Source organism: Rhodococcus sp. NPDC077669 (assembly GCF_040686915.1).
GTDB lineage: Bacteria > Actinomycetota > Actinomycetes > Mycobacteriales > Mycobacteriaceae > Rhodococcoides > Rhodococcoides fascians.
Window position 1 is genome coordinate 44871 of record NZ_JBFBMD010000019.1, and the last position, 24692, is coordinate 69562.

Here is a 24692-nt window from a genome sequence, read left to right on the forward strand (position 1 = left end):
CGGGCGGTAAAGTCTGGCCAATGGCAACGACGTCGTCGCGCAGCTTTCTCGACCGTGACACCCAGCTCTGCATGTCTCTGTCGGGAAGGCCGAGCAATATCGGAACCCGCTTCCACAACTACCTGTACGACGAACTGGGATTGAATTTCGTCTACAAGGCGTTCACCACCACCGATCTCGCGGCCGCGGTCGGTGGAGTCCGTGCACTCGGTATCAGGGGATGCGCGGTCTCCATGCCGTTCAAGGAAGACGTGATCGAGCTGGTCGACGTCATGCACGAATCTGCGAGCGCGATCGCATCGGTCAACACCATCGTCAACGAGGCGGGCGTGCTGCACGCCTACAACACCGATTACCAGGCTGTGGCCGATCTGCTCGCGTCGAGCGAGTTCTCGACCGATTGTTCGGTGGCCGTGACCGGCAGCGGCGGTATGGCCAAGGCAGTCGTTGCCGCACTGCGGGATTCGGGTTTCACCCGCGGCACCGTAGTTGCTCGCAACACGTCGACCGGTCCGGCTCTCGCCGAGGCGTACGGATACGACTGGTCGGCCGAGTCCGTCGGAGCCGACTTGCTGGTGAACGTCACCCCGGTGGGAATGGCGGGCGGCCCCGCTGCCGATTCGACACCCTTCACCGAGTCGCAGATCCATGCGGCACAGGCAGTGTTCGACGTGGTCGCGATGCCGTCGGAGACACCGCTGATCACCGCGGCGCGTGCGGCGAACAAACCGGTGATCACCGGCGCTCAGGTCATTGCCCTGCAGGCAGCAGAACAGTTCGTTCTCTACACCGGAGTTCGCCCGTCCGACGATCAGATCCAGCGGGCGTCGGAATTCTCCCGTCGCTGACTCACAGGCGTTGCCACGCGGGCTTGTTCGCGTAGGCGTGGCGGTAGTAGTCCGTGAGAGCGAGGGACGCAGCAGCTGCCTCGTCCACCAGTACCGTCACGTGCGGATGCCACTGAATCGCGGACGCAGGACAGCGTGCCGACAACGGCCCCTCGACGGCCGCGGCCACCGCGTCTGCCTTGGATTCTCCGGTAGCGATGAGCACGAGATGACGCGCCTCGTCGATGGTGCCGAGGCCTTGCGTCAGCACGTGGTGCGGCACCTCCTCCGGCGAGGGGAAGAAGCGCGCATTGTCGACCCGAGTCTGTTCGGTGAGCGTCTTCACCCGGGTTCTCGACCGTAGTGACGACCCGGGCTCGTTGAAGCCGATGTGTCCGTCGGTGCCGATGCCGAGAATCTGCACATCGATACCACCGGCCTCCGCGATCGCGGCGTCGTATCGTCGCGCTTCGGCAGCGATGTCGACGGCTTCACCGTCCGGCGAGAACACCGCGGAATCGTCCAGGTCGACGAGGTCCACGAAGTTCTCGCGAATGAACGAAAAATACGACTGCTCAGCAGTTCTGGGTAGACCTATGTATTCGTCGAGCAGAAACGCTCGACACCCAACGAAGGACAGCCCTTTCTCGCGATGTCGGCGGGCCAGCTCGCGATACGTGCCGACGGGACTCGACCCGGTCGCCAACCCGAGGACGGGGCCCGATCCCGGGACCGAGTCGGTTCGCACGACGCGCTCGACGATGTCGGCCGCGGTTCGGTCCACGTCGGCGGCTGTGGGGAGTACGACGATCTCCATCTAACTTTCCTCCTCGATCGCGCGTCCGCCGCGAATGACCTGCACCGGCTCGAAGGATGCGTCGACCACCAGCACGTCCGCTCTCGATCCGGCGACGAGAGAACCGGTTTCGGCCCCGATCCCGATCAATGCTGCCGGGGTGGTTGCCCCGGCACGCACTGCGTCGAGCAATGGCACGCCGGCGTCGAGCACTGCGCGGCGTACCAGGTCGAGCACACTCGACGTGCCGCCCGCGATCGGGGCCGACTCGGGATCGTTCTCCCGCGACAGGCGGGCGACCGAATCGTGCACGGTGACATCCAGCGGCCCGAGCCGGTAGCGGCCGTCGGCCATTCCCGCCGCGGCCATCGCGTCGGACACCAACGCGATGTTCCCACCGCCGACGAGATCGAACACCGCTCGCACGGTCTCGTCGGCGAGATGTACTCCGTCGCCGATCAATTCGAGCACCATCGACCCTCGCGCCGCGGCAGCCAAGCACTCGCTGACCGGCCCCGGCGACCGATGATGCCAGGTGGGCATCCCGTTGAACAGGTGCGTGGCACCGATGGCACCCTCTCCGAGGGCGTCGATTGCGCTGCGAGTGGTGCGTGCGTCGGCGTCGGTGTGCCCGATGCTGGGGACGATGCCGTTCTCTCGCAACATGTGTCCGACGGCCGTGAAGCCGTCGACTTCGGGAGCAAGTGTCATCGACCGTACCGATCCACGCCCGGCGTCGATGATGTCTGCCAGCAGACCGGTGTCGCCGCCACGGAGTGACGCGGGGTCCTGCGCTCCGCAGCGGGCACCAGACAGGAACGGCCCTTCGAGGTGGACCCCGGCGATGTCCCCCGACTCGTACAGATCGGCGAGCATCGACGTCTGCTCGACCAGTCGCACAGGGGATGCCGACACCAGCGATGCGAGCATCGTGGTGGTGCCGCGGCCGCGGTGGTGCCGTACCGCGGTCATCAGATCGGCACGGGCAGAATCCGGGAACGACGCCCCGCCGCCGCCGTGGCAGTGCACGTCGACCAGCCCCGGCAGGATGGTCGAGTTCGATTGCGGTGGGGCCTCGTCGGGCCACGCCGACACCGGACCCACCCAGGAGATTCGATCGCCGGACAACGCCACGACGGCATCCTCGATGACCGCGTCGGGTGTGACGACCCGCCCCCGGAGCGCCGTCGTGATGGATTCGCTCATGCCCGGTCGGGTTCGAGCACCGCGTCGTCCTCGCGGCCGGGGGTGCGCAGGTTCCACTTCTTGATGACGAAGCTGAACAGGAAGTAGTAGATCACCGCATACACCAGGCCGATAGGAATGAGAAGCCATGCCTTCGTGGCGATTCCGTAGTTCAACAGATAGTCGATACCGCCGGCCGAGAAGAAGAAGCCGTCATGGATTCCCAGGGCATTGGTCAGTGCCATGGAGGTTCCGGTCAGCACAGCGTGGATGATGTAGAGCGGCCAGGCGACGAACATGAACGAGTACTCGAGCGGTTCGGTGATGCCGGTGACGAACGCAGTCAGACCGGTGGACAACATGATTCCGCCGACGATCTTCTTCTGCGACGGCTTGGCGTTGCGATAGATCGCGAATGCAGCGGCAGGCAGAGCGAACATCATGATGGGGAAGAAGCCGGTCATGAAGACTCCCGCGGACGGATCTCCCGCGAAGAATCGGTTGAGATCGCCACGCACCAATTGACCACTCGCGTCCTGATAATCACCGACGAGGAACCAGACGACCGAATTGAGAATGTGGTGCAGTCCCGTCGGAATCAGCATGCGATTGGCGAAACCGTAGATTCCGCTACCCACCACACTGTGATCGGCAACGGTGTTTCCGACCCAGTTCAGTGCGCTGTAGAAGAGCGGATAGACGAACGACATGACGACGGCGACGACGAGGCCGGTGACAGCGGTCAGGATGGGAACCAGACGTCGTCCGCTGAAGAAGCCGAGGTAATCCGGCAGTTTCTGGCGGTAGAACCGCTGCCACAGAATGGCGGAGAGCAAGCCGATGACGATGCCGGCCAACACGCCGTAGTCGATCACGGCCGGATCGCCGTTCGCGTCGACTTTGCCTTCCAGTACCACCGGTGACATCGCGGTGAAGACACCGTTCATCACCATGTAGCCGACGACGGCGGCGAGGGCGGTCGAGCCGTCCGACTTCTTGGCCCAGCCGATGGCGATGCCCACGGCGAAGATCAGGGGCAACCAGGTGAACACCGCCTGCCCTGCAGCGGAGATGACGGCCGCCGCGGTGCCCAGAGCACTGAATCTGCCGAGGAGGTCGTCCTGGCCCAGCCGCAACAGAATTCCCGCTGCGGGAAGAACCGCGATGGGCAGCATGAGACTGCGCCCGAATCGCTGCAACCCGGCGAGAGATCTGGATTCCTTCTTCGGTTCGGCTTCGGCCGAGTCCGTCTTCTTCGGGGTCATGGCGACCTTCTCTTCGAGGCTGGTCCGGCAAGGGAGTTCTGCTGTTGTGACCGGATGACATCAGGGGTACTGTCCGGTCATTACCAGTTGTAGTTTGGCCAGGTGACGACCACATGTCAACCCGGAGATGTGACCTCGCCGACACCACTGCACACGAGAAGGAAGCGGGAACAGAACATGGCCAAGGCGGACGCGATCGTGAAGGGCCTCGGCGGTGCCGACAACATCGTAGAGATCGAAGCGTGCATCACCCGGCTCCGTACCGAGGTCAAGGACGGGTCGCTGGTGGACGAGGCTGCGCTCAAGGCAGCCGGTGCGCACGGAGTGTTCCACAAGGGGACAGCCGTCCAGGTCATCGTCGGCCCGGAGGCCGACACCCTCGCCGAGGACATCGGCGACATTCTGTGAGCGGGACCTCGACGATCTCCAGTCCCGTTGCCGGTCAGGTTATCTCGCTCGCCGACGTCCCCGACCCGGTCTTCTCTTCGCAGATGGTGGGCTCCGGGGTCGCCGTGCGCCCGGCGGCCGGTAGCGGGCCCGTCGAGGTGCGGTCTCCGATAGCCGGCAAGATCCTCAAACTCCACCCACATGCGTTCGTCGTGTTCACCGACGACAAGGCGGGAGTGCTGGTGCACATCGGCATCGACACCGCGAAGATGAAAGGCGAGGGTTTCGAACTCGTTGCAGCGGAGGGCGATCGGGTTCAGTCCGGCGATCTCGTGATCACCTACGACCCTGCGGCGATCGCGGAGGCCGGATACTCCGACGTGATTCCCGTGGTCCTGATGGACTCCGAGCCCGATGCCGTCACGAGCGCGGCCGTCGGAACCTCGGTGGCACAGGGTGACTCGCTGTTCGTGTTGCCCTGAGCCTAGCGGCGCTGCGTGGTGCGCCGCTCCCCCTGCACCTCCATCGAGAGTTGGTACCGGTCGCACCGGTACCAACTCTCCGTGTGCTCGATCGGCTCGTCGCCGCTGAACGACACTCGGTCGAAGTACAGCACCGGTGCGCCGCGTTTGGTCCCGAGCAGCGTGGAAGTGTCGCTGTCGGCGGCTGTCGCTTTGACGGTCTGCTCGGCTCGATCGATGGTCAGGCCGTAGTGGTTGCGCACGGCCTCGTACACCGACTGACTCAGATCGTGGTCGATCAGCCCGGGAAGGAGTTCGGCCCGGTACCACCCGTCGTCGACACTGACCGGCTCGGCGTCGGCCAGCCGTAGCCGTTTGATGTGGTAAGTCCGATCACCGTCGACCAGGCCCAGAGCACGAATCGTTGCTGCCGAGGGCTTTTCGAGTCGCGCGAACAGGACCACCGTCGTCGGCGTCAGCCCCTGGGCACGCATCTCCTCGGAGAACGACGCCAGGTGCAACCGCGACTGCACGGTACGAGAAGCAACGAACGTCCCTTTCCCACGTACCCGAACCAGATGCCCGTCGTTGACGAGCTGCCCTATCGCCTCGCGTACCGTGATGCGACTGACGCCGTAGTCCTCCATCAACCGACGCTCGCTCGGCATGAGATCCCCCGGCGAAAGCTCCTTGGTGCAGCGGTGCAACAGGATTGCGCGCAGCTGTTCGTGCTTCGGGATCTGACTGTCCCTCAGGTGTACGGGCATCACCACTGCGCCGGCCTTTCGATCACTCGCAGAACCAGCGGTACGGACTGGTCCGGTCCAACCAAAGACTACGTCACGACGGCGATACCGAGGAAGCATTCGCCCGGACTGAGCTCTCCGATGTCTCGAATCCGGTCGCGTTTGTTGCCGACGTGGCGACGGGTTAGCGTCGTGCCATGACGGAGTCGCCGGAGGACAGCGTGGAATTGTCGAATGCGTCGGATTTCCCGGCGCTGTGGCCGGTGTCGACCCGATGGGACGACAACGACCACTACGGTCACGTCAACAACGTCACGTATTACGCGTATTTCGACACCGCCGTCAACGGGTGGCTCATGGAAACGACGGGTGTGGACATCAGGACTCTCCCCGCGATCGGCGTCGTGGCAGAAACCTCGTGCCGCTACCTCTCCGAGCTCAGTTTCCCGGATCGCCTTCAGGTCGGTCTCGCGGTGGAGAAGCTGGGCACTCGCAGTATCGTCTACTCGCTGGCACTGTTTCGCGAAGCCGAGGACGACGCACTGACATTGGCCGCTCGGGGACGGTTCGTTCACGTGTACGTCGACGCGAACTCCCGCCGTCCCGTCCCCATTCCCTCCGAAATCGAAACCGCGGCACGCACTTTGGTGATCGGAACGTCAGTAGACGCCTGAATCTAGAGCCCGATTTCGTCGGCGCGCTGCAGCGCTCGGGTGACGATGTCGTCGATCAGCGTGGTGGTCGGCGCGCCGCCCACGGCGCGGTTGCGTGAATCGGCTTCCATCCGACGCATCACACCTTCGGCAATGATCGACAACTTCCACAGCGCCAGCACTTCCCAGAATCCGGCATCGGCCACATCGCGGCCCGTGTTGTGCGCGTAGGACTCGACCAGCTCCGCCCGGGTAGGGAAACCGGGCAGTGTCGATGCCATGAAAGGACCGGCAACCCCGTCGTCCGCCTGAGGCCAGTAAGCGAGCAGACCACCCAGATCCGCCAACGGGTCTCCGAGCGTGCACAACTCCCAATCGACAACGGCAATTACGTGGCCGTCGTTTCGAGCGGTGATGACGTTGCTCAGATGGAAGTCGCCGTGAACCAGCGTCACCTCGCGCTGCTCGGGGATCTTGGCCGTCAATCGTGCTGCGAGCGAATCGATCCCAGGAACCTCCCGGGTTCGGGAGGAGTCCCACTGCGTGGTCCACCGCGCGATTTGACGCGCAGCGTAGGGCTTGCGGCCGGCGAGGTCGGCAAGACCCGCGGACTCGAGATCGACACGGTGAATGTCGGACAACGCCGCGGTCAGACCGAATCCGACACGTCGACGCTGATCGGGGTCCAACTGTTCGGCAGCCGACACGGAGTCGACGACGACCCCGTCGACAAAACTCATCAGAACCAACGGGACGTCGGAAACGGCTGGATCCTGCGTGATAGCAATCATTTTCGGCACGGGGACCGGCGAATTCTGCAGACCGGAGAGGATCCGGTGTTCGCGCACGACGTCGTGAGCCGACGCCAACAACGTGCCCAGCGGCGGCCGACGAAGGACCCACGCACTGCCGCCTGCGTCGCGAACCGCATACGTGAGGTTGGACTGGCCGTTACCGATGCGCTGAAACGAGAGCGGCGATGTTGCGCCTATCCCCAGCTCCGCGATCCACGTCGACACTGCATCTTCGTCCAAGCCCACCACGCCCATACAAAACCCTCACTTCGTTGTGCGGCACCGTTGCCGACGGACATCACCGGTTCGGGTGATCGTAACGAAGCGGTGCCAACGGATGCCGGTGGCACGAGCACGGACGGTCAGCTGGCGCGACCGAACGCGGAGATCAGCGCCGGAGTAGCAACGGCAGCGGCCGGGACCGAGGCCTCGTGCCGCCTGACGGCGATTTCGTCGATCTCGCCGACGAGCAGTGCGGTCATCGACTCGGGCTCCGCGCACCAGACGGACGAGATGTTGTGCACCTCGGCGGGCGCGAACAGTCCACTGGTGGACAGCGCGTCGATCCATTCGGCCACGGCGTCGGCCGTGGGCTCCGGCATCACCGTGCGGTCCAGCGAGTCCGCTTGGAACTCGTTGCAAAAGAACGCGCGGACCATATCGAGCTGCCCCTGCGACATTGCGGTCATGTTCTTCTCCTTCGAGTTTCCGACTTCCGTTGGTGCCGAGTGCCCGTTCACGAGTTGCAATGAGCCGACAAGACCGTGTTCAGATCGTTACCAACTTTGCCGTAACGGGGGAATACGGTTTTCCGATGCGGCTGAAACTACGCCCTTTTCGACGGTCTCGCCCAGGGTGAACTGGACTATGTGACCATAGTCACATAGATCGGCCCATCCGATCAACGACTTGCAACGAATTCATAGTTCGCATTTCAAAATACTGTGACGGGAAACAAACTCCGCACAAAAGTCCAGGTAGGCGAGGTGCGACACTCGAGAGCAACCACCCGGAGCCGCAGTCGCGTAGCCTCCTCTACACCGCACTGCACCACACACTCCGACCGATCGGTTGGTTGCAGGGTCGAATTCTACTTTCGGCTCGGTTTTTCGTCAGTTAGCGAACCCGAGGAATTTGACAGATTCCCTTCACTGGGTTGCGGCTACAACAAGGAATCGACGCTTATTCGTCGTGATCCGACCGTTACCGCAGATGCTCAGCCGGCTCCCACGATGTTCACACCTCACGCTCAGCCGACTGCGGCAGTCTGGCGTCCATGCGATCACCGAGTCTCGACAGCGGACCGATCCGGTCACCCCGTGGAGCCGGCAACGAGAGCCGTTCGGCGGACAGGAGCGAGCGAGCGCACCGACGGGCGATCCGCACCCGGCTGACGGTGTCGGGCCTCTGTGCGGCGCTCTTGTCGGTACTACTGATGTGGGTGCCGAACATGGCACCGGTGTGGCCCGTCTCCACGAGCCCGGCTGCCGCCCTGGCCTCGCGAGCACTGAGCACGATCGACGTCACCGCCGTGCTGACCGTCCTCGCCGCCCTCACCGTTGTCGCCCTGGTCCGAAAACTGCCTTACGGCATCGGGGTGGTGATTGCCTGCGTCGTCGGCGCGGAAGTGACCACAGCCCTGGTGCGTCACCTCGCGGCGTCGTCGACAACGGCCACCGACCTTCCGAGCGGGCAGCTCGTCGCTGTCACAGCGCTCGTGGGGGCCGCGTCGATGGTGGCATCGGCCACGTGGCGGCCGATGATCCTCGGGCTCGGAACCGTCGCCGCCCTCGCTGTCGGAGCGGCACAACTGGTCGTCGGGTCCGTCTCCCCCGTCGGGATTGTCAGCGCACTGCTGATCACGGGCGTGTGGTGGCCGGCGTGCTCGGTGGTGATGCTCTTCTCACCGGCAGCCGCTGCCCGCGAGGCTCGAAACCCGTTCGATACCGCTGCCCTCGTAGCCCAACGCAGAATGGGACGCTTCCGTTGACACGGAAGCGTCCCATCCGGGCCGAGAAGGCGACCGACTAGAGGGCCTTGAGCTCCTCGGTCACCTCGGACACCGACTTCTTTGCGTCGCCGAACAGCATCGACGTGCCTTCCGCGAAGAACAGTGGGTTCTCGATTCCGGCGAAGCCGGACGACATCGACCGCTTGAGGACGATGACCGACTTCGACTGATCGACGTTGAGAATCGGCATCCCGTGAATCGGGCTCGACGGATCGTTGCGCGCCGCCGGGTTGGTCACGTCGTTCGCTCCGATGACCAACGTGACGTCGGTGCGTGAGAACTCGTCGTTGATGTCGTCCATTTCCTTCATCGCGTCGTACGCGACGTCGGCCTCGGCGAGCAGCACGTTCATATGTCCCGGCATGCGACCGGCTACCGGGTGAATGGCGTACTTGACCTCGACACCCTTGGACTCCAGCAACTTGGCCATGTCCTTGACGGCATGCTGTGCCTGAGCGACGGCAAGGCCGTAGCCGGGCACGACGATGACCTGGTTGGCGTAGGCCATCTGGATCGCTGCGTCTGCCGCCGAGGTCGCCTTGGCGGTTCCCCCGCCTGCACCGGTCGGGCCTGCAGCCGCGTCGCCGCCGCCGAATCCACCTGCGACGATCGCCGGAATGGACCTGTTCATGGCCTTGGCCATGAGGTTGGTCAAGATCGTGCCGGAAGCGCCGACGATCATGCCCGCCACGATCATCGCGGTGTTGTTGAGCGCCAGACCCGCAGCCGCAGCAGACAGACCGGTCAGAGCATTGAGCAGCGAAATGACGACCGGCATGTCCGCGCCGCCGATGGGCAGTACCACCGTGAGACCGAGGATGCCTGCCAGTACGAGAACCGCGACGATCCACCACTGCGACACGCCGCCGCCCGGAGTGGCGTTGATGCCGATGACCACTGCAGCGGCCACAGCGCCGATCAGCAGCAGAGCGTTGAGCGGCTGCTGCAACTTACCGATGGTGATGGGCGAGCCGGGCAGAGTTTCCTGCAGCTTCAAGAAGGCGATGAGCGAGCCCCAGAACGAGATGGAACCGATGATCGCCGCGAAGAGTGAGCCGATGACGATATGCACCGTCGGCGACTCTCCGTGATTGAAGTTCGAGAATCCGGACGTGTCGAGGAACTCGGCCCACGCGATCAGTGCGACCGTGCCACCGCCGACGCCGTTGAACAGAGCCACCAGCTGCGGCATCGCCGTCATCTTCACCCGTCGCGCAGGCGGGATTCCCAGCGCGACGCCGACGACGAGTCCGACGATGATCAGGATCCAGTTACCGGTGTCGCGAATGGATATCAGCGTGGCCACCACGGCGATGAACATGCCGATCGCGGCGATCTGGTTGCCCCGCACGGCTGTCTTCGGTCCGGTCAGACCCATCAGGCCGTAGATGAACATGCCGAAGGCGACGATGTAGAGAATGTTGACGAGATTGTCCATCAGGAGTCAGCACCCTTCGAGGTCTTGGCGGGGACCGGCTTGGACTTGAACATGCCGAGCATGCGGTCGGTGACCACGAAGCCACCGATGACGTTGACGGTTCCGAACACCAGCGCGACGAACAGGATGACCTGCAGTCCGATGGACGGGTCGTGCACCTTTCCGAGGACGACCAACGCGCCCAACACGACGATGCCGTGGATGGCGTTGGTTCCCGACATCAGCGGGGTGTGCAAGGTGTTCGGCACCTTGGAGATCACCGCGAAACCGACGAACCCGGACAACACCAGGATCGCGATGTTCGCGAGAAGCGGGGTGTACATCAGTTCTCCTTCTCACGTGTCACGCAGGCACCGGCGAGCACTTCGTCGGAGAAATCCGGAGCGAGTGCGCCGTCGACCAGCATGAGCTCGAGCAAAGCCGAGATGTTCTTCGAGTACAGCTCGCTGGCGTGCTCGGGCATCGTGGCAGGCAGGTTCAACGGCGAGCAGATGGTGACGTCGTGCTTGACGACGGTCTGGCCGGGCTCGGTGAGTTCGCAGTTTCCGCCGGTCTCACCGGCCAGGTCGACCACGACGCTGCCGGGCTTCATACCCTCGACTGCGGCGGCCGTCACCAGACGCGGTGCGGGACGGCCGGGCACCAACGCCGTGGTGATCACGACGTCGAATCCCTTGATGGCCTCTTCCAGGGCACGCTGCTGCTGGACGCGTTCGTCCTCGGTCAGCTCACGCGCGTAGCCGCCTTCGCCGGCAGCATCGATCCCCAGATCGAGCCACTGCGCGCCGACGGAACGGACCTGGTCGGCTACCTCCGGTCGCACGTCGTAGCCGGTGGGTCGACCACCGAGACGCTTCGCGGTGGCCAGGGCTTGCAGGCCGGCCACACCGACACCGAGAACGAGCACAGTCGCCGGCTTCACCGTTCCGGCGGCGGTGGTCAGCATCGGGAAGAACCTCGTGGACTCCGACGCGGCCAACAGAACGGCCTTGTACCCGGCGACGTTCGCCTGAGAAGACAAGGCGTCCATCACCTGAGCGCGGGAGATACGCGGAATGGCTTCGACCGCGAACGCCTGTACTCCGGCGGCCTTCAGCGCGCCGATGCTGTTCTCGGCATTGCGTGGGGCGAGGAAACCGATGAGCGTCGAGCCCGACTTCAGCCTCGAGATCTCTGCGTCGGTGGGCGGCGCGACCTTGACCACGACCTCCGAGCCCCAGGGATCGCCGATCGTGGCCCCGGCTGCGACATAGAGCTCGTCCGGGATCAGAGCGCCGAGCCCGGCACCCGATTCCACGACGACCTCGACACCCTTGCCCGTGAGCGCGGCAACGATCTTCGGGACCAGAGCGACACGTCGCTCACCTTCCCCCGATTCGCGGACCACACCGACGACCGTCGTGGATCCCGAACCCTTTTCAGTGCTCTGCGATGTATCCAAATCTCCGTCTTCCTGCGTTGAATGGTGCCCACCGATCGGCCAATGGCTCGAAATCTGCGACGAGTGGACGAACCCATGCGACAAGGCACGAGGTTCCTGATAGTAGCCACAGGTAATGGAGCGCGGGTAACCCAGAACACAGTCCGATTCGTTCTGAATCGAGTCCGTTTCGACATTTCGCGACTACAGGGCGAGCAATTGTGATGCACGCCATACAGGTCTATCCGTGATGATCGGACCTTACAGTGGCAATCGTGGAATCTTGCATCTTCTGTGCCATCGTCGCCGGCGACGCACCTGCCCACCGCGTGTTCGAGAACGAGCACACCGTCGCCTTTCTCGATATTCGACCGATCAGCAGGGGCCATGTTCTGGTGGTTCCGCGCGAGCATTCCGCAGACCTGACCTCCACCGGACCGGACACCGCTGCCGAGGTTTTCCGCGTCGGGCACACGCTGGCGCGCGCAGTGCGCGACTCCGATCTCCGCGCCGACGGTGCAAACCTGGTGATCAACGACGGCGTCGCCGCATTCCAAACCGTCTTTCACCTGCATCTGCACGTGGTGCCGCGCTGGGACCGCGACCGACTGAAGTTCGCGGCGGGGTTCGTCACCCGTCGCCTGCGTGAACCCGAACGGGTGGCCGAGGCAATTCGATCCGGAATGGCCAGGGTCGCCGGGGAGCAGACCTCGTGAGGTTGTTCTTGTCTTCGTATCGATTCGGCGGCCATTCCGACGAGTTCGCCCGCCTCACCGGCCCGCCCGCCGATCTCGCGGTCATCGCCAATGCGGCCGATGCCTGGCCCGCCACCGCCCGCGAATCCTCGCTCCGCAGCGAGTTCGGACCCCTGCGCGCGTTGGGATACCGGCCGTCGGAGTTGGATCTGCGCGATTTCGCCGGGAGACCGGCCGCATTCGAGCGCGCCCTGGCAGCGTTCGACGCAGTCTGGGTCCGCGGTGGCAACACGTTCGTGTTGCGCGCTCAGATGGCTCGTTCCGGTGCGGACGAGGTCATCCGTAGGCGCGTGCGGGCCGACACCATCGCCTACGGCGGGTACAGCGCGGGAGCGTGCGTCGCTGCGCCGTCGCTGGCCGGAGTCGAGGATGCCGACGACCCCAACGAGGTACGGCCGATCGCAGGCATCGATCCGGTGTGGAGCGGGCTCGGTCTCGTCGACTTCTCCGTCGTCCCGCATCTCGATTCCGTACTGGACGAGCAGGATGCGGGATGGGCGACGCTGCGCCGTCTGCGACGCGAGGGAATCGAAACTCACGGACTGACCGACAGTCAGGCAATCGTGGTCGACGACTCCGGGACGACAATTCTGGGTGCGTGATCCGTGATCAGCCCAGCCGAGCGAGCGGCGCGAGCCGGTCGAGGGACGACCACGCGAGAGAGCAACGCCGAGCAGTCATTTCGTCGGCATCGAGGACGAGCATGTCGAACAGTCGGCGGGGTACTGCACGCCACGAGTCGGCGATGGCCGCGACGGTCGCGCTCTCGAACATCCCGGATTGCAGCAACGCGTGCACCCACTCGTCGACCTCGCCGCGGTGAATGCGCTCGATGGTGTCGTATTCGACTCCGCCCCCGAGGAATTCGTACGAGAACATCGCCGCCACATAGTTCCAGGAGTCACTTCCGGGATCGATCATCGTGCAGCCTCCTTGTCGACCCGCACCGCATGGGGTGCGAGATGCGCTGCGCTGGACGCTAGCGCTGCGAACTACAACATTGCGTGTCGACGACGCATCGATCTGGTAACGCCTGAGGCTGGTGTTACTGATGTGACTCGGACATTCTCGGAGTCGTCCTCGTTCACGCCCCACTGCGAGTCGTGACAGACTCGAGTGGCGACGGTCACATGTACGACGTGAGGAGAACCGGATGTCGGTGACTACCGATGCAGATGCCCACCTGAGCGAGCTCGAAGCGCTGCTTCCCGCCGGTGCCGTGGTCACCGACCCCGACATCACCGAGGGATACCGACGCGACTGGGCCAAGGACCCCGACGCGGGTACCCCATTGGCCGTGGTCCGCGCGCAGTCCACCGACGACGTCAGAGCCGTCATGCGGTGGGCCACCGAACACGCGGTGGCGGTCGTCCCGCGCGGGGCCGGCTCGGGCCTGTCCGGTGGTGCCACGGCCGTCGACGGCGGGATAGTGCTCACCACCGAGCTGATGCGCGAGATCACCGTCGACCCGGTGACCCGCATAGCCGTCGTACAACCCGGACTGCTCAACGCCGAAGTCAAGAAAGCAGTCGCCGAACACGGCCTGTGGTACCCACCGGATCCGTCGTCGTTCGAGATGTGCTCCATCGGCGGCAATGCGGCCACCAATGCCGGCGGGCTGTGCTGCGTGAAGTACGGCGTCACCACCGACTACGTTCTCGGACTCGAGGTCGTCCTCGCCGACGGTACTGCCGTCCGACTCGGCGGACCACGCCTGAAAGACGTTGCCGGACTGTCCCTTGCGAAGCTCTTCGTGGGATCCGAGGGCACCCTGGGCATCATCACCGAGATCACTCTTCGATTGATCCCGGCCCAACCTCCGGCCAGCACCGTGGTTGCCTCGTTCGCCTCCGTGCACGATGCGACGACTGCCATTCTGGCCATCACCCGTACCCTGCGGCCGTCGATGCTCGAGTTCATGGACCGTCCGTCCATCGGTGCCGTCGAAGATGCCATGAACATGGGACTCGACCGCGAGGCAGCTGCGATGCTCATCGCTCGGTCCGACTCCCCCGGTGCCGATCGAGGGCGAGAGATCGACATCATGGCCGCAGCATGCACCGAGGCCGGCGCCTCGGATGTCTTCACCACCGACGACCCCGACGAGGGTGAGGCCTTCGCTGCGGCACGGCGATTCGCCATTCCGGCGGTCGAACGACTCGGCAGCCTGCTGCTCGAGGATGTCGGTGTTCCGCTCCCTGCCCTCCCGGCTCTCGTCGACGGGATCGCCGAACTGTCGAACAAATACGACGTGTTGGTTGCCGTCATCGCGCACGCGGGAGACGGCAACACCCACCCGCTGATCGTTTTCGATCCCGAGGACGCCGACATGACCCGTCGCGCCAACGTCGCATTCGGAGCCATCATGGATCTGGCAATTTCGTTGGGCGGCACCATCACCGGCGAACACGGCGTAGGGCGCCTCAAGAAGGCCTGGCTGCCCGATCAAGTCGGCGAAGACGTCATGGAACTGACCCGGCGAATCAAGACCGCTCTCGATCCGGCGGGCATCCTGAACCCGGGTGCTGTGCTCTGATTCCTGGGCCCGCCAATCTTCGACTTACGATTCCAGTGATCAGTGTGGTGGAATAGGCGCGGCTCCGGGGGGAGCTGGACATCGGATCCGGGGGCTACATCGTTCATGCGCACATTCTTTTCATCTCACAGCACCAGACTGCTCACGGCGAGTGTCGTGGTCGCACTGCTCGTCTCGGCATGCTCGAGCCCGGTGACAGGGACCCCTGCAGCGCTACCGACAACAATCGCACCTGAGATCGCGGTTCCCATCTCGCCGTACAACGACTGGTTTCGCACCCTCGATCCGTGCGGCTTCGTCGATGGAACAACCATCGCACAATGGGGTGTCCCGATCCACTTCGGGAACGACACCCAGATGGACACCTGCTCGATCGAGTTTGCCGAACCGGTCACCGACGCCAGAATAGAGGGCCTTTCGGTCTCGACCGGAATGGGCGTCGACAGTACCTTCGTAGACCTCGGTGGATTCATGGGTACCGAGCTTCCAGATTCTGTCATGTGTTCGATATCGGTTCGGTTCGACGATCACCAATCCTTCTTCGTCTCCGCCTTCGGTGCGGATTTCGGCCTGTCGTCGCCCGAATTGTTCGGGAACTCGGTGGATGCTCGATTATGTTCTCGCACCCGCGAATTGATCAGAGCATCCGTGCCACTGTTCTCCTCCCAGCCACTTCGATCGGAATCGACACGGTCGGTACAGACAGCTCTCATGTCGAAACAACCCTGCGGCGCAGTACCGGAGCTGTCAAGGACTTATCCGAAGACAACAGCCACCACACTGCGCGAAGGTGATCCCTTCAATTGCCGCATACAGACGGGGGTAAGCGTCAACAAACGCGACGAATCCGGCGAAGTCAACATCGGTTTCAGGCAATTCCCCGAGTCGATGGCAGACGAACCGTTGACCATGTTCGGTGAAGTCGAAATAAATCTTCTCGGCGTAGTGGGACACGAGGAAGAAGAAGACAACGGCTACTGCACAACCCGCGCATTCGTGGGCGTCGGGTCCGGCTATCCAGTCCAGCGACGTACCGAAACCGAGACGTACATCGACGTGATCCAGCTCAGCGGGTTCGGCTGTGAACGCCTACGCATCGCAGCAACGGCCGCAGTTCGTGCCTATCAGAACGGCTGACGTCAGGTCGTGAACCCGTCCGCCACCGTCAGAACCTCGTCGAGGATTTCCAGTCCCTGACGAATCTCGTCCTCGGTCGTCGTCAGTGGCGGTGCGATCTGCAGACGGTTGCCTGCGACGAAGGGCCACAGACCCCGTGACTTCGCCGCGGCGGTGACGGTGCCCATCGCCGCCGCATCCTTGCCCGACGCGGCGAAGGGCACCAGCGGCTCCCGCGTCGTGCCGTCCTTGACCAGCTCGACGGCCCAGAAGAATCCCTTGCCGCGCACCTCGCCCACGCTGGGATGAGATTCGGCCAGCTTGGACAGGCCCGCACCGAGTACGTCCTCGCCGACGTGACGCACGTGCGGAAGGATCTTGTCGCGCTCGAACACTCCGATGGATGCCACACCCGCGGCACACCCGAGGACGTGACCGGAGTAGGTCAAGCCGCCCGGATACGGCTTGTGGTCGAACTGCGAGGCGATCTTCTCCGAGATCACGACCCCGCCGAGGGGCACGTATCCGGAGTTGACGCCCTTGGCGAAGGTGATCAGATCCGGTGTCACATCCCAGGCCTGGCACGCGAACCATTCGCCGATTCGCCCGAACCCGACCATCACTTCGTCGGCGATGTAGACGATCCCGTACTTGTCGCACAGTGCCCGAACGCCGGCCAGATATCCGGGCGGCGGGATCAGCACACCGTTGGTACCGATGACCGATTCCAGGATCAGTCCGGCGATGTTCTGCGCGCCTTCGAGCACGATGACCTGTTCGAGGTGTGCCAGCGCTGCCGCTGTCTCGTCCTCGGGAGTCGTTGTGCCCCAGGGCGACCGGTACGGGTACGGCCCGAAGAAGCGTACGACGTCGACGTTGGTCGGCTCGGTACCCCATCGCCGCGGCTCGCCGGTGAGACCGATAGCGACTCCGGTTCCGCCGTGGTACGAGCGGTAGGCGGCAAGCATCTTCGTGCGTCCGGTGTGCTGGCGCGCCAGCCTCACCGCATGCTCGACGGCTTCGGCACCGCCCGTCGTGAAGAACACCCGGTTCAGATCACCCGGAGCGCGTTCGGCGATCAGAGCAGCGAGTTCACTGCGCTTGTTGTTGGCCACGGTCGGAGAGATGGTCGTCAGAACCTGGGCTTGTTCGACGATGGCGGCCACCACGTCGGGGTGTTGATGCCCGAGATTGACGTTGACCAACTGGGACGAGAAGTCCAGGTACCGATTGCCCTTGTCGTCCCAGAACCACGACCCCTCGGCACCCTCGACGGTGATCGGGTTCAGTTCGGCCTGCGCCGACCAGGAGTAGAACACGTGATCCATCTACTTGCCGCCTTCCTCCAGTGTGACCTCCATCGGAGCGTACGACTCTCCGGTGACGTCCACACCGTCGGCCTTCAACAAATCAAGCGCCTCCGTGACGTACTCGTTGGTGTACGCCTCCGCGTCGGGATCGGCGGTGAGCACCGTCGAACCCTCGGCGTTCTTCGTGGTCTTCGCGATGTCCACGGTTTGCTGCCAGGCGGCCTCGTCGATCATCCCGATGCCGTTACCCGACGGCCAGATCAATTTGTTGACTTCGTTGACCTGCCAGAGCTGATGGCTCGCGCCGAGTGTGGACCCCGCAGCGACGGTGATGTCGCGGCACTTCTCGACGTTGTCTCGGCAGAAGATCCAGCCCTTCATTGATGCCGCCAGGAATTTGACGGTCTGATCCTGGTACGCCTCGTCGGAAAGCTTGTCGGTATTGGCCCAGATTGCGTCCTGCAGCATCGCGACACCGTCGTCGTTCCAGTTCAGCGACGTGAAATCATCTGCGGTGTAGAGCGCACCCGTTGCGGGGTTCACGGTTTCGAGCAGCTGCGCGTACTCGTTGTACGACATCGCTTGTGCCGCAGCGATATCGCCGGACAACAGACCGTTCATGTCGAACTGCTGCTGCACCAGCGTCACGTCGGACGGACTCACGCCCGCCTTGGTCATGCCTGCGAACAACTCGAATTCGTTGCCGTAGCCCCAGTTTCCGACGGTCTTGCCGCGAAGGTCGGCGGGTGACGCGATGTTCTGATCCTGGAACGAGACCTGCAAGGTGCCCGACTTCTGATAGATCTGCGCCACGTCGGTGATGCCGGCCCCTGCCTCGCGCGACGCGAGCGCTTTCGGCACCCACGCGACGGCGTAATCGGCCTGCCCCTGCGCCAGCACGGTCTGCGGAACGATATCCGTTCCGCCGTCGAGGATCTCGACGTTCAGGCCCTGCTCGGCGTAGAAACCCTGATCGACGGCCGCGAGGTAGCCCGCGAACTGACCCTGCTTGAACCACTGCAATTGCAGCTTGATCGTGGTGCTTCCGTCGGCACCGGTATCGGTGTCGGTCGTGGTGGTGCTGCAGGCCGAGGCAACCACAGCCAGCGCCATGGCGACGACGACAAGGGGTCGGGGGATTCGAGTGATCTTCACGTTCGACTTCTCCTAGGTACGACGCCGGGACACGAGCTTCTCCAGCAACAGGACAACCAGAAAGAACAGCAACCCGACTGCAATGGCACCCATTACGTAGGCCCACGCCCGGGGATAGGCCGTATTCGCCGCGGCGGACGTGATCCGCGACCCCAAACCGTTCTGCAATCCACCGAAGTACTCGCAGATGATGGCAGCAATGACAGCATTCGGAGCAGCAACCCGCAACCCGGTGAAGATGTGTGGCACCGCGGACGGGAGACGAACGATCCGCGTGAACTGCCAGCCGCCGACCGCGTACGACGTCATCAAGTCGTGGTGTACCGGCGATACCTGACGCAGTCCTTTTGCGGCACTGACGAATACCGGAAAGAACACGACGATGGTCACCACGAGGCGGCGCGGTAGATCGGTCGTCGAGGAGAACATCGAGTTGAACACCGGAGCGAGGGCCACGATGGGAACCGCTGCCGCACCCGCCGCCAACGGGGTCAGGAGCTCATCGACGATCCGCAGGCGAACGGCCACCACCGCTGCGAGAAGACCGAGAACAGATCCTGCGACCAGTCCGATCAGAGCATTGGTTCCGGTTGCCACACTTGCCGATCCGATGTTCGCGGCGTTGCGCGCGAACTGTTCGGCAATCGCACTGGGTGACGGCAGCAGGAACGACGGTACCCCGGCGGCGACGGTCAGCAGCTGCCACAATCCGAGCACGACAACGCCGAACACCACCGGCGGAAGCCAGAGTTTCATCGGAGATCCGCACCGCGGATCATGCGCCCGTGCAGCGCATCCCGAACCGAGGTGATGGCGGCGAAGAATTCCGTCGATTGACGCGGGTCCCCGTCGGAGCCGAAGGTGTCGATCCTGAGTGTGTCCACGATCCTCCCCGGCCGGGGAGACATCACGACCACTCGATCGGACAGATACACCGCTTCGGGAATGGAGTGGGTCACGAACACCACTGCTGCGCTCGACTCCTCGGCTATGCGCAACAAGTCGTTCTGCATCTTCTCGCGTGTCATCTCGTCGAGTGCGCCGAACGGTTCGTCCATCAGCAACAGTCCCGGTGTTCGGGCCAGTGCACGAGCGATCGCGACGCGTTGCTGCATGCCCCCGGACAACTGGCTGGGAAAGCTGTCGGCGAAATCGGTGAGTCCCACGAGGTCGAGCAGTTCACGTACCCGTTCGGCCCGTTCTCGTTTGGACACCTTGTGCAGCTCGAGCGGCAGTGCAACGTTCGACTGCACCGTTCTCCACTCGAGCAGTCCTGCCTGTTGAAATGCGATGCCGTACTTCTGTTCGACGCGAGCTTGCCGCGCCGTCAGACCGAACACCGACACCGCACCGGAGGTGGGTTGCTCGAGATCTGCGATGACGCGAAGCAGCGTCGACTTGCCGCAGCCGGAAGGTCCGATCAGGGAGACGAATTCGCCGGGAGCGATGGACAGCGACACATTCTCCAGCGCCGTCACTCCCCCGTCGAACGTCTTACCGACGCTCTCGACGTGGACGGCATACACGGTCATGAATCCGCCCTTCGTGCAGGAGTACGGCCTGCGTATCGACCGAGCGCGATATCGAGCAGGGCCACCAATCCGGTGACCACGAGTCCGAGCACCGCTGCACCCAGGACAGCTGCGTACAGACGAGACGCATCGCCCGTCGCCTGTTGCGAAAACACGATGATCTGCTCGCCGATACCGCCGGTGGTTCCGGTCGAGATCTCGGCAACGACTGCACCGATCACAGCGGCAGCAGCAGCCAGCCGCAGAGACGGTATCAGGTGCGGCACCGAGGCCGGGAGCCGTAGCCGCAGAAGAGTGGTCCACCATCCGGCTGCGTAACTGTGCATCAGATCCAGGGACGCCCGGTCGGGTGCACGTAGCCCGCGCAACATCCCTACCGCCACCGGGAAGAACGCGAGATACGACGCGATGACGGTGATGCTCATCCACGGCTGCCAGGCATACCCGCCGATGGCGATCTTCCCGCCCCAGCCGGCGACGAGCGGTGCCAGCGCAATCAGCGGCACCGTCTGCGAGACGATCACGTAGGGCAAGACGGACCGCTCCACCCACACGAATCGTTGCATCGCGACAGCCAGCACCAGTCCGACGACGGCACCCAGCGCGAACCCGAGTACCGCGAGCCCGAACGTGAACAGTCCGCTGGACACGATCGCAGCGCCGACACTGCGCGCCCCGGCGACGTTCACTTCCGGCTCGGTCAGCGCCGCCAATACCGACCACACATGCGGCAGAGCGCCGTCGTCGGTGCGCGGCAACACCCGCACGCCACCGACACTGACGCCGTTTTCGGGGACCAGCAATTTCACCAGCTCCCACAACACCAGCAACAGCACGACCGCCGCTACTGCCATGGCCGGACGACGAAGCCCTCGCGCCGAGCGGGCAGGACTCGGTGTCACCACCGCCGCCTGATCGAGAACACCCGTCACGACGTAGCCGTCACAGATGTGCGAATCTGCGGAATGATGCTCTCTCCGTACGCTTCCAGCGTCGCCGCTTTGGCATCGTGCTGGAGGTAGACCGAGAACTGGTCGACGCCGAGTGTCTCCAGCTCTTTCAGCTTGGCGATGTGATCGGCCGGGGTGCCCAGTAGGCAGAACCTGTCGATCACCTCGTCCGGAACGAATTCTGCGTGCGAGTTTCCGGCTCGACCGTGCTCGTTGTAGTCGTACCCTTTGCGCGCCGCGATGTAGTCGGTGAGTGCCTGCGGAACACCGCCGCCGTCACCGCCGTAGCGTGCGACGATATCGGCGACGTGATTGCCGACCATTCCACCGAACCAACGACATTGGTCGCGGGCATGTTCGAGACCGGCCTCGGTACCGTCGGTGACGTAGGCGGGAGCTGCCACGCAGATCGAGATCGAATCCGGATCTCGGCCCGCCTGCTCGGCCGCCGCGCGCACTCGGCCGATCGTCCACGCAGCAATGTCCGGATCTGCCAATTGCAGAATGAATCCGTCCGCTACCTGCCCGGTGAGCTCGAGGGCTTTCGGTCCGTACGCCGCGACCCACACCTCCAGCGTCGAGTGCTCCGCCCACGGAAACTGCACCGTCGTGTCACCCACCCGAGCGCTACGCCCGTTGGCCAAACTTCGGATCACCTCGATCGAGTCCCGAAGCGAGGCAAGTGTTGTCGGCTTCCCTCCGAGGGCGCGGACCGCGGAGTCACCCCGACCGATGCCGCAGACGGTTCGATTGCCGAACATGTCGTTGAGTGTCGCGAACGTCGACGCCGTCACGGTCCAATCGCGGGTAGCCGGATTGGTGACCATCGGACCCACGGTCACACGCCTGGTCGCGGCCAGAATCTGACTGTAGATGACGTACGGTTCCTGCCACAGCAGATGCGAATCGAACGTCCATACGTGCGAAAACCCATGCGTCTCGGCCTGTCTGGCCAGATCGATCACCCGCGACGCCGGCGGATTGCACTGCAGCACCACCCCGATGTCCATGCTCAGATCAGATTCTGTGACAGGTCGCGGCGAACGAAGCGGCCGTGTCCCGCGGTGCCGGAATAGGATCCACTGTCGACGATGACGCGCCCGCGAGACATCACGGTGTCCACGTGGCCGTCGATCTCGAAACCCTCGAACGCCGAGTAGTCCATGTTCATGTGGTGAGTCTTCTCGACCCCGATGCTGGTGTGCCCGTTCGGGTCGTAGATCACGATGTCGGCATCTGCTCCCGGGCTGATGACGCCCTTTCTCGGATACATACCGAACATCCGGGCCGGGGTGGTGCAACAGACGTCGACCCACTTCTCGAGGGTGATCTTGCCGCTCTTGACCCCCTGGAACATCAAGTCGATGCGATGTTCCACCGAACCGATTCCGTTGGGAATCTTGGAGAAATCGCCGATTCCCATTTCTTTCTGGTCCTTCATGCAGAACGGGCAATGGTCGGTACTGACGGTTGCCACGTCACCGGTGCGCAGGTAGCGCCACAGTTCGTCCTGATGGCCCTCGGCCCGCGACCGCAGGGGCGTCGAGCAGACCCATTTGGCCCCCTCGAAGCCGGGTGCACCGAGTTGTTCTTCGAGCGAGAGATAGAGGTACTGCGGACACGTCTCGGCAAACACGTTCTGCCCGTTGCCCCGAGCCTGCGCAATCTGTTCGAGAGCCTGCTTTGCCGATACGTGCACGACGTACAGCGGCGCTCCGGTGACGTCGGCCAGCATGATCGCTCGATGCGTCGCCTCTTCCTCCAGCTGCCACGGACGCGATGTCCCGTGGAAGTACGGGGCCGTGTCGCCGCGTGCGATGGACTGGGCCACGAGGACATCGATGGCAATCCCGTTCTCCGCGTGCATCATCAACAGCGCACCCGTTTCCGCCGCCGACTGCATGGCTCGCAGGATCTTGCCGTCGTCGGAGTAGAAGACCCCCGGGTACGCCATGAAGAGTTTGAAGCTGGTGACACCCTCGGAGACCAACTCGCTCATGGCTTTCAGCGAATCATCGGTGACGTCGCCGATGATCTGATGAAACCCGTAATCGATCGCGCACCGACCGGCGGCCTTGTCGTGCCACTGCGCCAGAGTGTCCTGGACGCGTTGGCCGGGAGTCTGGATGGCGAAATCCACGATGGTCGTCGTACCACCCCACGCCGCTGCGCGCGTCCCGGTTTCGAAGGTATCGGAGGCGAACGTGCCACCGAACGGCATCTCCATGTGCGTGTGTCCGTCCACGCCGCCCGGAATCACGTACTTCCCGGTGGCATCGATGACGACGTCCGCCGATGTCCTCAGATCTGCGGCAAAGGACACCGAGCCGGGTGCCAGCACTGCGACGATGGTCTCACCGTCGATGAGCACATCCAGTTCCTGTGCGCCGGTGGTGGATACGACAGTGCCGCCGTGCACGAAGGTGGTGGCCATCAGGGTTGCACCAGTGGGCCGTAGGCGTCGGGTCTACGGTCGCGGTAGAACGCCCATCGGTCGCGAACCACTTTGATCAGGTCCATGTCCAGGTCCCGAACGACGATCTCGGACTCCGAATCCGACGCCACCTCGCCGACGAATTTGCCCTCGGGATCGACGAAATAGCTGGTGCCGTAGAAATCGTCGTCGCCGTACTCGGATTCGATTCCGACGCGGTTGATCGCACCGACGTAGTACTCGTTCGCGACGGCCGAGGCCGGCTGCTCGAGTTTCCACAGATAATTCGACAGACCCCGTGAGGTTGCCGAGGGATTGAAGACGATCTCGGCACCGGCAAGTCCGAGAGCACGCCAGCCTTCGGGAAAATGCCGGTCGTAACAGATGTAGACGCCGATGCGGCCGACGGCGGTATCGAACACCGGCCACCCCAGGTTGCCGGGACGGAAATAGAACTTCTCCCAGAATCCGTTGACGTGGGGAATGTGATGCTTGCGGTATTTACCGAGATACGTGCCGTCGGCGTCGACCACAGCAGCGGTGTTGTAGAGCAACCCGGGCTGCTCCTGCTCGTAGACGGGCAGGATCATGACGATCCCGAGCTCTTTCGCCAACGCCGCGAACCGGTCGACCGTCGGGCCCGGTACGGATTCGGCGTACTCGTAGAATTTCGCATCCTGAAGCTGGCAGAAGTACGGACCGTAGAAAAGCTCCTGAAAGCAGACAACTTTCGCGCCCTGCTCGGCGGCTGACCGAGCGAACCCCTCGTGTGCCTCGATCATCGATTCTTTGTCACCGGTCCACGTGCTCTGGACCAACGCAGCTCGAACTGTGGACATCATCGGCACTCCATCTCTCGCTGGCTTGCACCCTCAAGGTATTTTGCGCCGTGTTACGGGATCGTTCGTCCGGTTTCGTATG

27 protein-coding genes are annotated in these 24692 nt (G+C 63.6%); 9 read left to right on the plus strand and 18 right to left on the minus strand.

Features of this window, described 5'->3' with window-relative positions; genetic code table 11:
• Nucleotides 1-20 precede the first annotated feature (20 nt).
• Nucleotides 21-848, plus strand: a complete 828-nt coding sequence (locus AB0P23_RS19200) for a shikimate 5-dehydrogenase (RefSeq protein WP_363798826.1) — start codon at nt 21-23, stop codon at nt 846-848.
• A gap of 1 nt (nt 849) precedes the next feature.
• Here AB0P23_RS19200 and nagB read toward each other — a convergent pair whose 3' ends face one another.
• Genes nagB through AB0P23_RS19215 form a run of 3 tightly spaced genes read right to left on the minus strand, consistent with a single transcriptional unit; the run spans nt 850 to nt 4073 of the window.
• Nucleotides 850-1644, minus strand: a complete 795-nt coding sequence (gene nagB, locus AB0P23_RS19205) for a glucosamine-6-phosphate deaminase (RefSeq protein ID WP_363798827.1) — start codon at nt 1642-1644, stop codon at nt 850-852.
• Nucleotides 1645-2829 (minus strand): amidohydrolase family protein, encoded by a 1185-nt coding sequence (locus AB0P23_RS19210; protein WP_363798830.1) that lies wholly within the window; start codon nt 2827-2829, stop codon nt 1645-1647.
• A complete protein-coding gene (locus tag AB0P23_RS19215; RefSeq protein WP_363798832.1) occupies nt 2826-4073 on the minus strand; it encodes a PTS transporter subunit EIIC in 1248 nt (415 codons plus the stop codon). The genes AB0P23_RS19210 and AB0P23_RS19215 overlap by 4 nt, the downstream gene beginning before the upstream one ends.
• 177 nt (nt 4074-4250) lie before the next feature.
• Here AB0P23_RS19215 and AB0P23_RS19220 point away from each other — a divergent pair, with 177 nt between their 5' ends.
• Together AB0P23_RS19220 and AB0P23_RS19225 are read left to right on the plus strand one after the other, a co-directional pair.
• Complete coding sequence (locus tag AB0P23_RS19220; protein ID WP_027497937.1) at nt 4251-4481, plus strand: PTS glucose/sucrose transporter subunit IIB; 231 nt, start codon at nt 4251-4253, stop codon at nt 4479-4481.
• Nucleotides 4478-4942, plus strand: coding sequence for a PTS glucose transporter subunit IIA (locus AB0P23_RS19225; RefSeq protein ID WP_363798835.1), 465 nt, complete (start codon nt 4478-4480; stop codon nt 4940-4942). Before AB0P23_RS19220 ends, AB0P23_RS19225 begins: the two co-directional genes overlap by 4 nt.
• A 2-nt stretch (nt 4943-4944) precedes the next feature.
• On the opposite strand, the gene AB0P23_RS19230 is transcribed toward AB0P23_RS19225, so the two are convergent.
• Complete coding sequence (locus tag AB0P23_RS19230) at nt 4945-5691, minus strand: GntR family transcriptional regulator (protein ID WP_027497939.1); 747 nt, start codon at nt 5689-5691, stop codon at nt 4945-4947.
• A gap of 173 nt (nt 5692-5864) precedes the next feature.
• Between AB0P23_RS19230 and AB0P23_RS19235 the strand changes: the two genes are divergently transcribed.
• Nucleotides 5865-6341, plus strand: coding sequence for a thioesterase family protein (locus AB0P23_RS19235; RefSeq protein ID WP_363798838.1), 477 nt, complete (start codon nt 5865-5867; stop codon nt 6339-6341).
• A gap of 2 nt (nt 6342-6343) precedes the next feature.
• Here AB0P23_RS19235 and AB0P23_RS19240 read toward each other — a convergent pair whose 3' ends face one another.
• Nucleotides 6344-7369, minus strand: a complete 1026-nt coding sequence (locus tag AB0P23_RS19240) for a phosphotransferase family protein (RefSeq protein WP_363798840.1) — start codon at nt 7367-7369, stop codon at nt 6344-6346.
• Nucleotides 7370-7476: 107 nt separating this feature from the next.
• Entirely contained in the window at nt 7477-7803 is a 327-nt protein-coding gene (locus tag AB0P23_RS19245) for a hypothetical protein (RefSeq protein WP_206497829.1), read from the minus strand.
• A gap of 587 nt (nt 7804-8390) precedes the next feature.
• Between AB0P23_RS19245 and AB0P23_RS19250 the strand changes: the two genes are divergently transcribed.
• The gene (locus AB0P23_RS19250) at nt 8391-9104 is read left to right on the plus strand and encodes a hypothetical protein (protein ID WP_206497828.1); all 714 of its coding nucleotides are present in this window, start codon (nt 8391-8393) and stop codon (nt 9102-9104) included.
• Nucleotides 9105-9141: 37 nt separating this feature from the next.
• On the opposite strand, the gene AB0P23_RS19255 is transcribed toward AB0P23_RS19250, so the two are convergent.
• Genes AB0P23_RS19255 through AB0P23_RS19265 form a run of 3 tightly spaced genes read right to left on the minus strand, consistent with a single transcriptional unit; the run spans nt 9142 to nt 12004 of the window.
• Complete coding sequence (locus AB0P23_RS19255) at nt 9142-10563, minus strand: NAD(P)(+) transhydrogenase (Re/Si-specific) subunit beta (protein ID WP_363798844.1); 1422 nt, start codon at nt 10561-10563, stop codon at nt 9142-9144.
• Nucleotides 10563-10886 (minus strand): NAD(P) transhydrogenase subunit alpha, encoded by a 324-nt coding sequence (locus AB0P23_RS19260; protein WP_027497943.1) that lies wholly within the window; start codon nt 10884-10886, stop codon nt 10563-10565. The genes AB0P23_RS19255 and AB0P23_RS19260 overlap by 1 nt, the downstream gene beginning before the upstream one ends.
• Complete coding sequence (locus AB0P23_RS19265) at nt 10886-12004, minus strand: Re/Si-specific NAD(P)(+) transhydrogenase subunit alpha (RefSeq protein ID WP_032365557.1); 1119 nt, start codon at nt 12002-12004, stop codon at nt 10886-10888. The genes AB0P23_RS19260 and AB0P23_RS19265 overlap by 1 nt, the downstream gene beginning before the upstream one ends.
• A 254-nt stretch (nt 12005-12258) precedes the next feature.
• On the opposite strand from AB0P23_RS19265, the gene AB0P23_RS19270 reads away from it, so the two are divergent.
• Together AB0P23_RS19270 and AB0P23_RS19275 are read left to right on the plus strand one after the other, a co-directional pair.
• Nucleotides 12259-12699: an HIT family protein gene (locus tag AB0P23_RS19270; RefSeq protein ID WP_032401264.1), complete on the plus strand. Its 441-nt coding sequence runs from the start codon at nt 12259-12261 to the stop codon at nt 12697-12699.
• Nucleotides 12696-13340: a Type 1 glutamine amidotransferase-like domain-containing protein gene (locus tag AB0P23_RS19275; protein WP_204848017.1), complete on the plus strand. Its 645-nt coding sequence runs from the start codon at nt 12696-12698 to the stop codon at nt 13338-13340. Before AB0P23_RS19270 ends, AB0P23_RS19275 begins: the two co-directional genes overlap by 4 nt.
• Before the next feature lie 7 nt (nt 13341-13347).
• Here the strand turns inward: AB0P23_RS19275 and AB0P23_RS19280 are convergent, their stop codons facing one another.
• The gene (locus tag AB0P23_RS19280; RefSeq protein ID WP_363798846.1) at nt 13348-13659 is read right to left on the minus strand and encodes a hypothetical protein; all 312 of its coding nucleotides are present in this window, start codon (nt 13657-13659) and stop codon (nt 13348-13350) included.
• Nucleotides 13660-13891: 232 nt separating this feature from the next.
• On the opposite strand from AB0P23_RS19280, the gene AB0P23_RS19285 reads away from it, so the two are divergent.
• Nucleotides 13892-15274, plus strand: coding sequence for an FAD-linked oxidase C-terminal domain-containing protein (locus tag AB0P23_RS19285; RefSeq protein WP_032401261.1), 1383 nt, complete (start codon nt 13892-13894; stop codon nt 15272-15274).
• Nucleotides 15275-15466: 192 nt separating this feature from the next.
• The gene (locus AB0P23_RS19290; RefSeq protein ID WP_283550660.1) at nt 15467-16411 is read left to right on the plus strand and encodes a hypothetical protein; all 945 of its coding nucleotides are present in this window, start codon (nt 15467-15469) and stop codon (nt 16409-16411) included.
• 2 nt (nt 16412-16413) lie between these two features.
• Here the strand turns inward: AB0P23_RS19290 and AB0P23_RS19295 are convergent, their stop codons facing one another.
• The 8 genes from AB0P23_RS19295 to AB0P23_RS19330 are packed head-to-tail and all read right to left on the minus strand — an operon-like array spanning nt 16414 to nt 24610.
• Nucleotides 16414-17718, minus strand: a complete 1305-nt coding sequence (locus tag AB0P23_RS19295; RefSeq protein ID WP_032401259.1) for an aspartate aminotransferase family protein — start codon at nt 17716-17718, stop codon at nt 16414-16416.
• Nucleotides 17719-18855 (minus strand): ABC transporter substrate-binding protein, encoded by a 1137-nt coding sequence (locus AB0P23_RS19300; protein WP_155288768.1) that lies wholly within the window; start codon nt 18853-18855, stop codon nt 17719-17721.
• Nucleotides 18856-18867: 12 nt separating this feature from the next.
• Nucleotides 18868-19611 (minus strand): ABC transporter permease subunit, encoded by a 744-nt coding sequence (locus AB0P23_RS19305; protein ID WP_032385076.1) that lies wholly within the window; start codon nt 19609-19611, stop codon nt 18868-18870.
• The gene (locus tag AB0P23_RS19310) at nt 19608-20387 is read right to left on the minus strand and encodes an ABC transporter ATP-binding protein (protein ID WP_032401258.1); all 780 of its coding nucleotides are present in this window, start codon (nt 20385-20387) and stop codon (nt 19608-19610) included. The genes AB0P23_RS19305 and AB0P23_RS19310 overlap by 4 nt, the downstream gene beginning before the upstream one ends.
• The gene (locus AB0P23_RS19315) at nt 20384-21319 is read right to left on the minus strand and encodes an ABC transporter permease subunit (protein ID WP_363798851.1); all 936 of its coding nucleotides are present in this window, start codon (nt 21317-21319) and stop codon (nt 20384-20386) included. The genes AB0P23_RS19310 and AB0P23_RS19315 overlap by 4 nt, the downstream gene beginning before the upstream one ends.
• On the minus strand, nt 21316-22347 hold the full coding sequence (locus AB0P23_RS19320; RefSeq protein ID WP_032401256.1) for a TIGR03842 family LLM class F420-dependent oxidoreductase: 1032 nt from the start codon (nt 22345-22347) through the stop codon (nt 21316-21318). The genes AB0P23_RS19315 and AB0P23_RS19320 overlap by 4 nt, the downstream gene beginning before the upstream one ends.
• A gap of 2 nt (nt 22348-22349) precedes the next feature.
• The gene (gene hydA, locus AB0P23_RS19325) at nt 22350-23771 is read right to left on the minus strand and encodes a dihydropyrimidinase (protein ID WP_363798854.1); all 1422 of its coding nucleotides are present in this window, start codon (nt 23769-23771) and stop codon (nt 22350-22352) included.
• On the minus strand, nt 23771-24610 hold the full coding sequence (locus AB0P23_RS19330; protein ID WP_197077429.1) for a nitrilase-related carbon-nitrogen hydrolase: 840 nt from the start codon (nt 24608-24610) through the stop codon (nt 23771-23773). Before AB0P23_RS19330 ends, hydA begins: the two co-directional genes overlap by 1 nt.
• Nucleotides 24611-24692 lie beyond the last annotated feature (82 nt).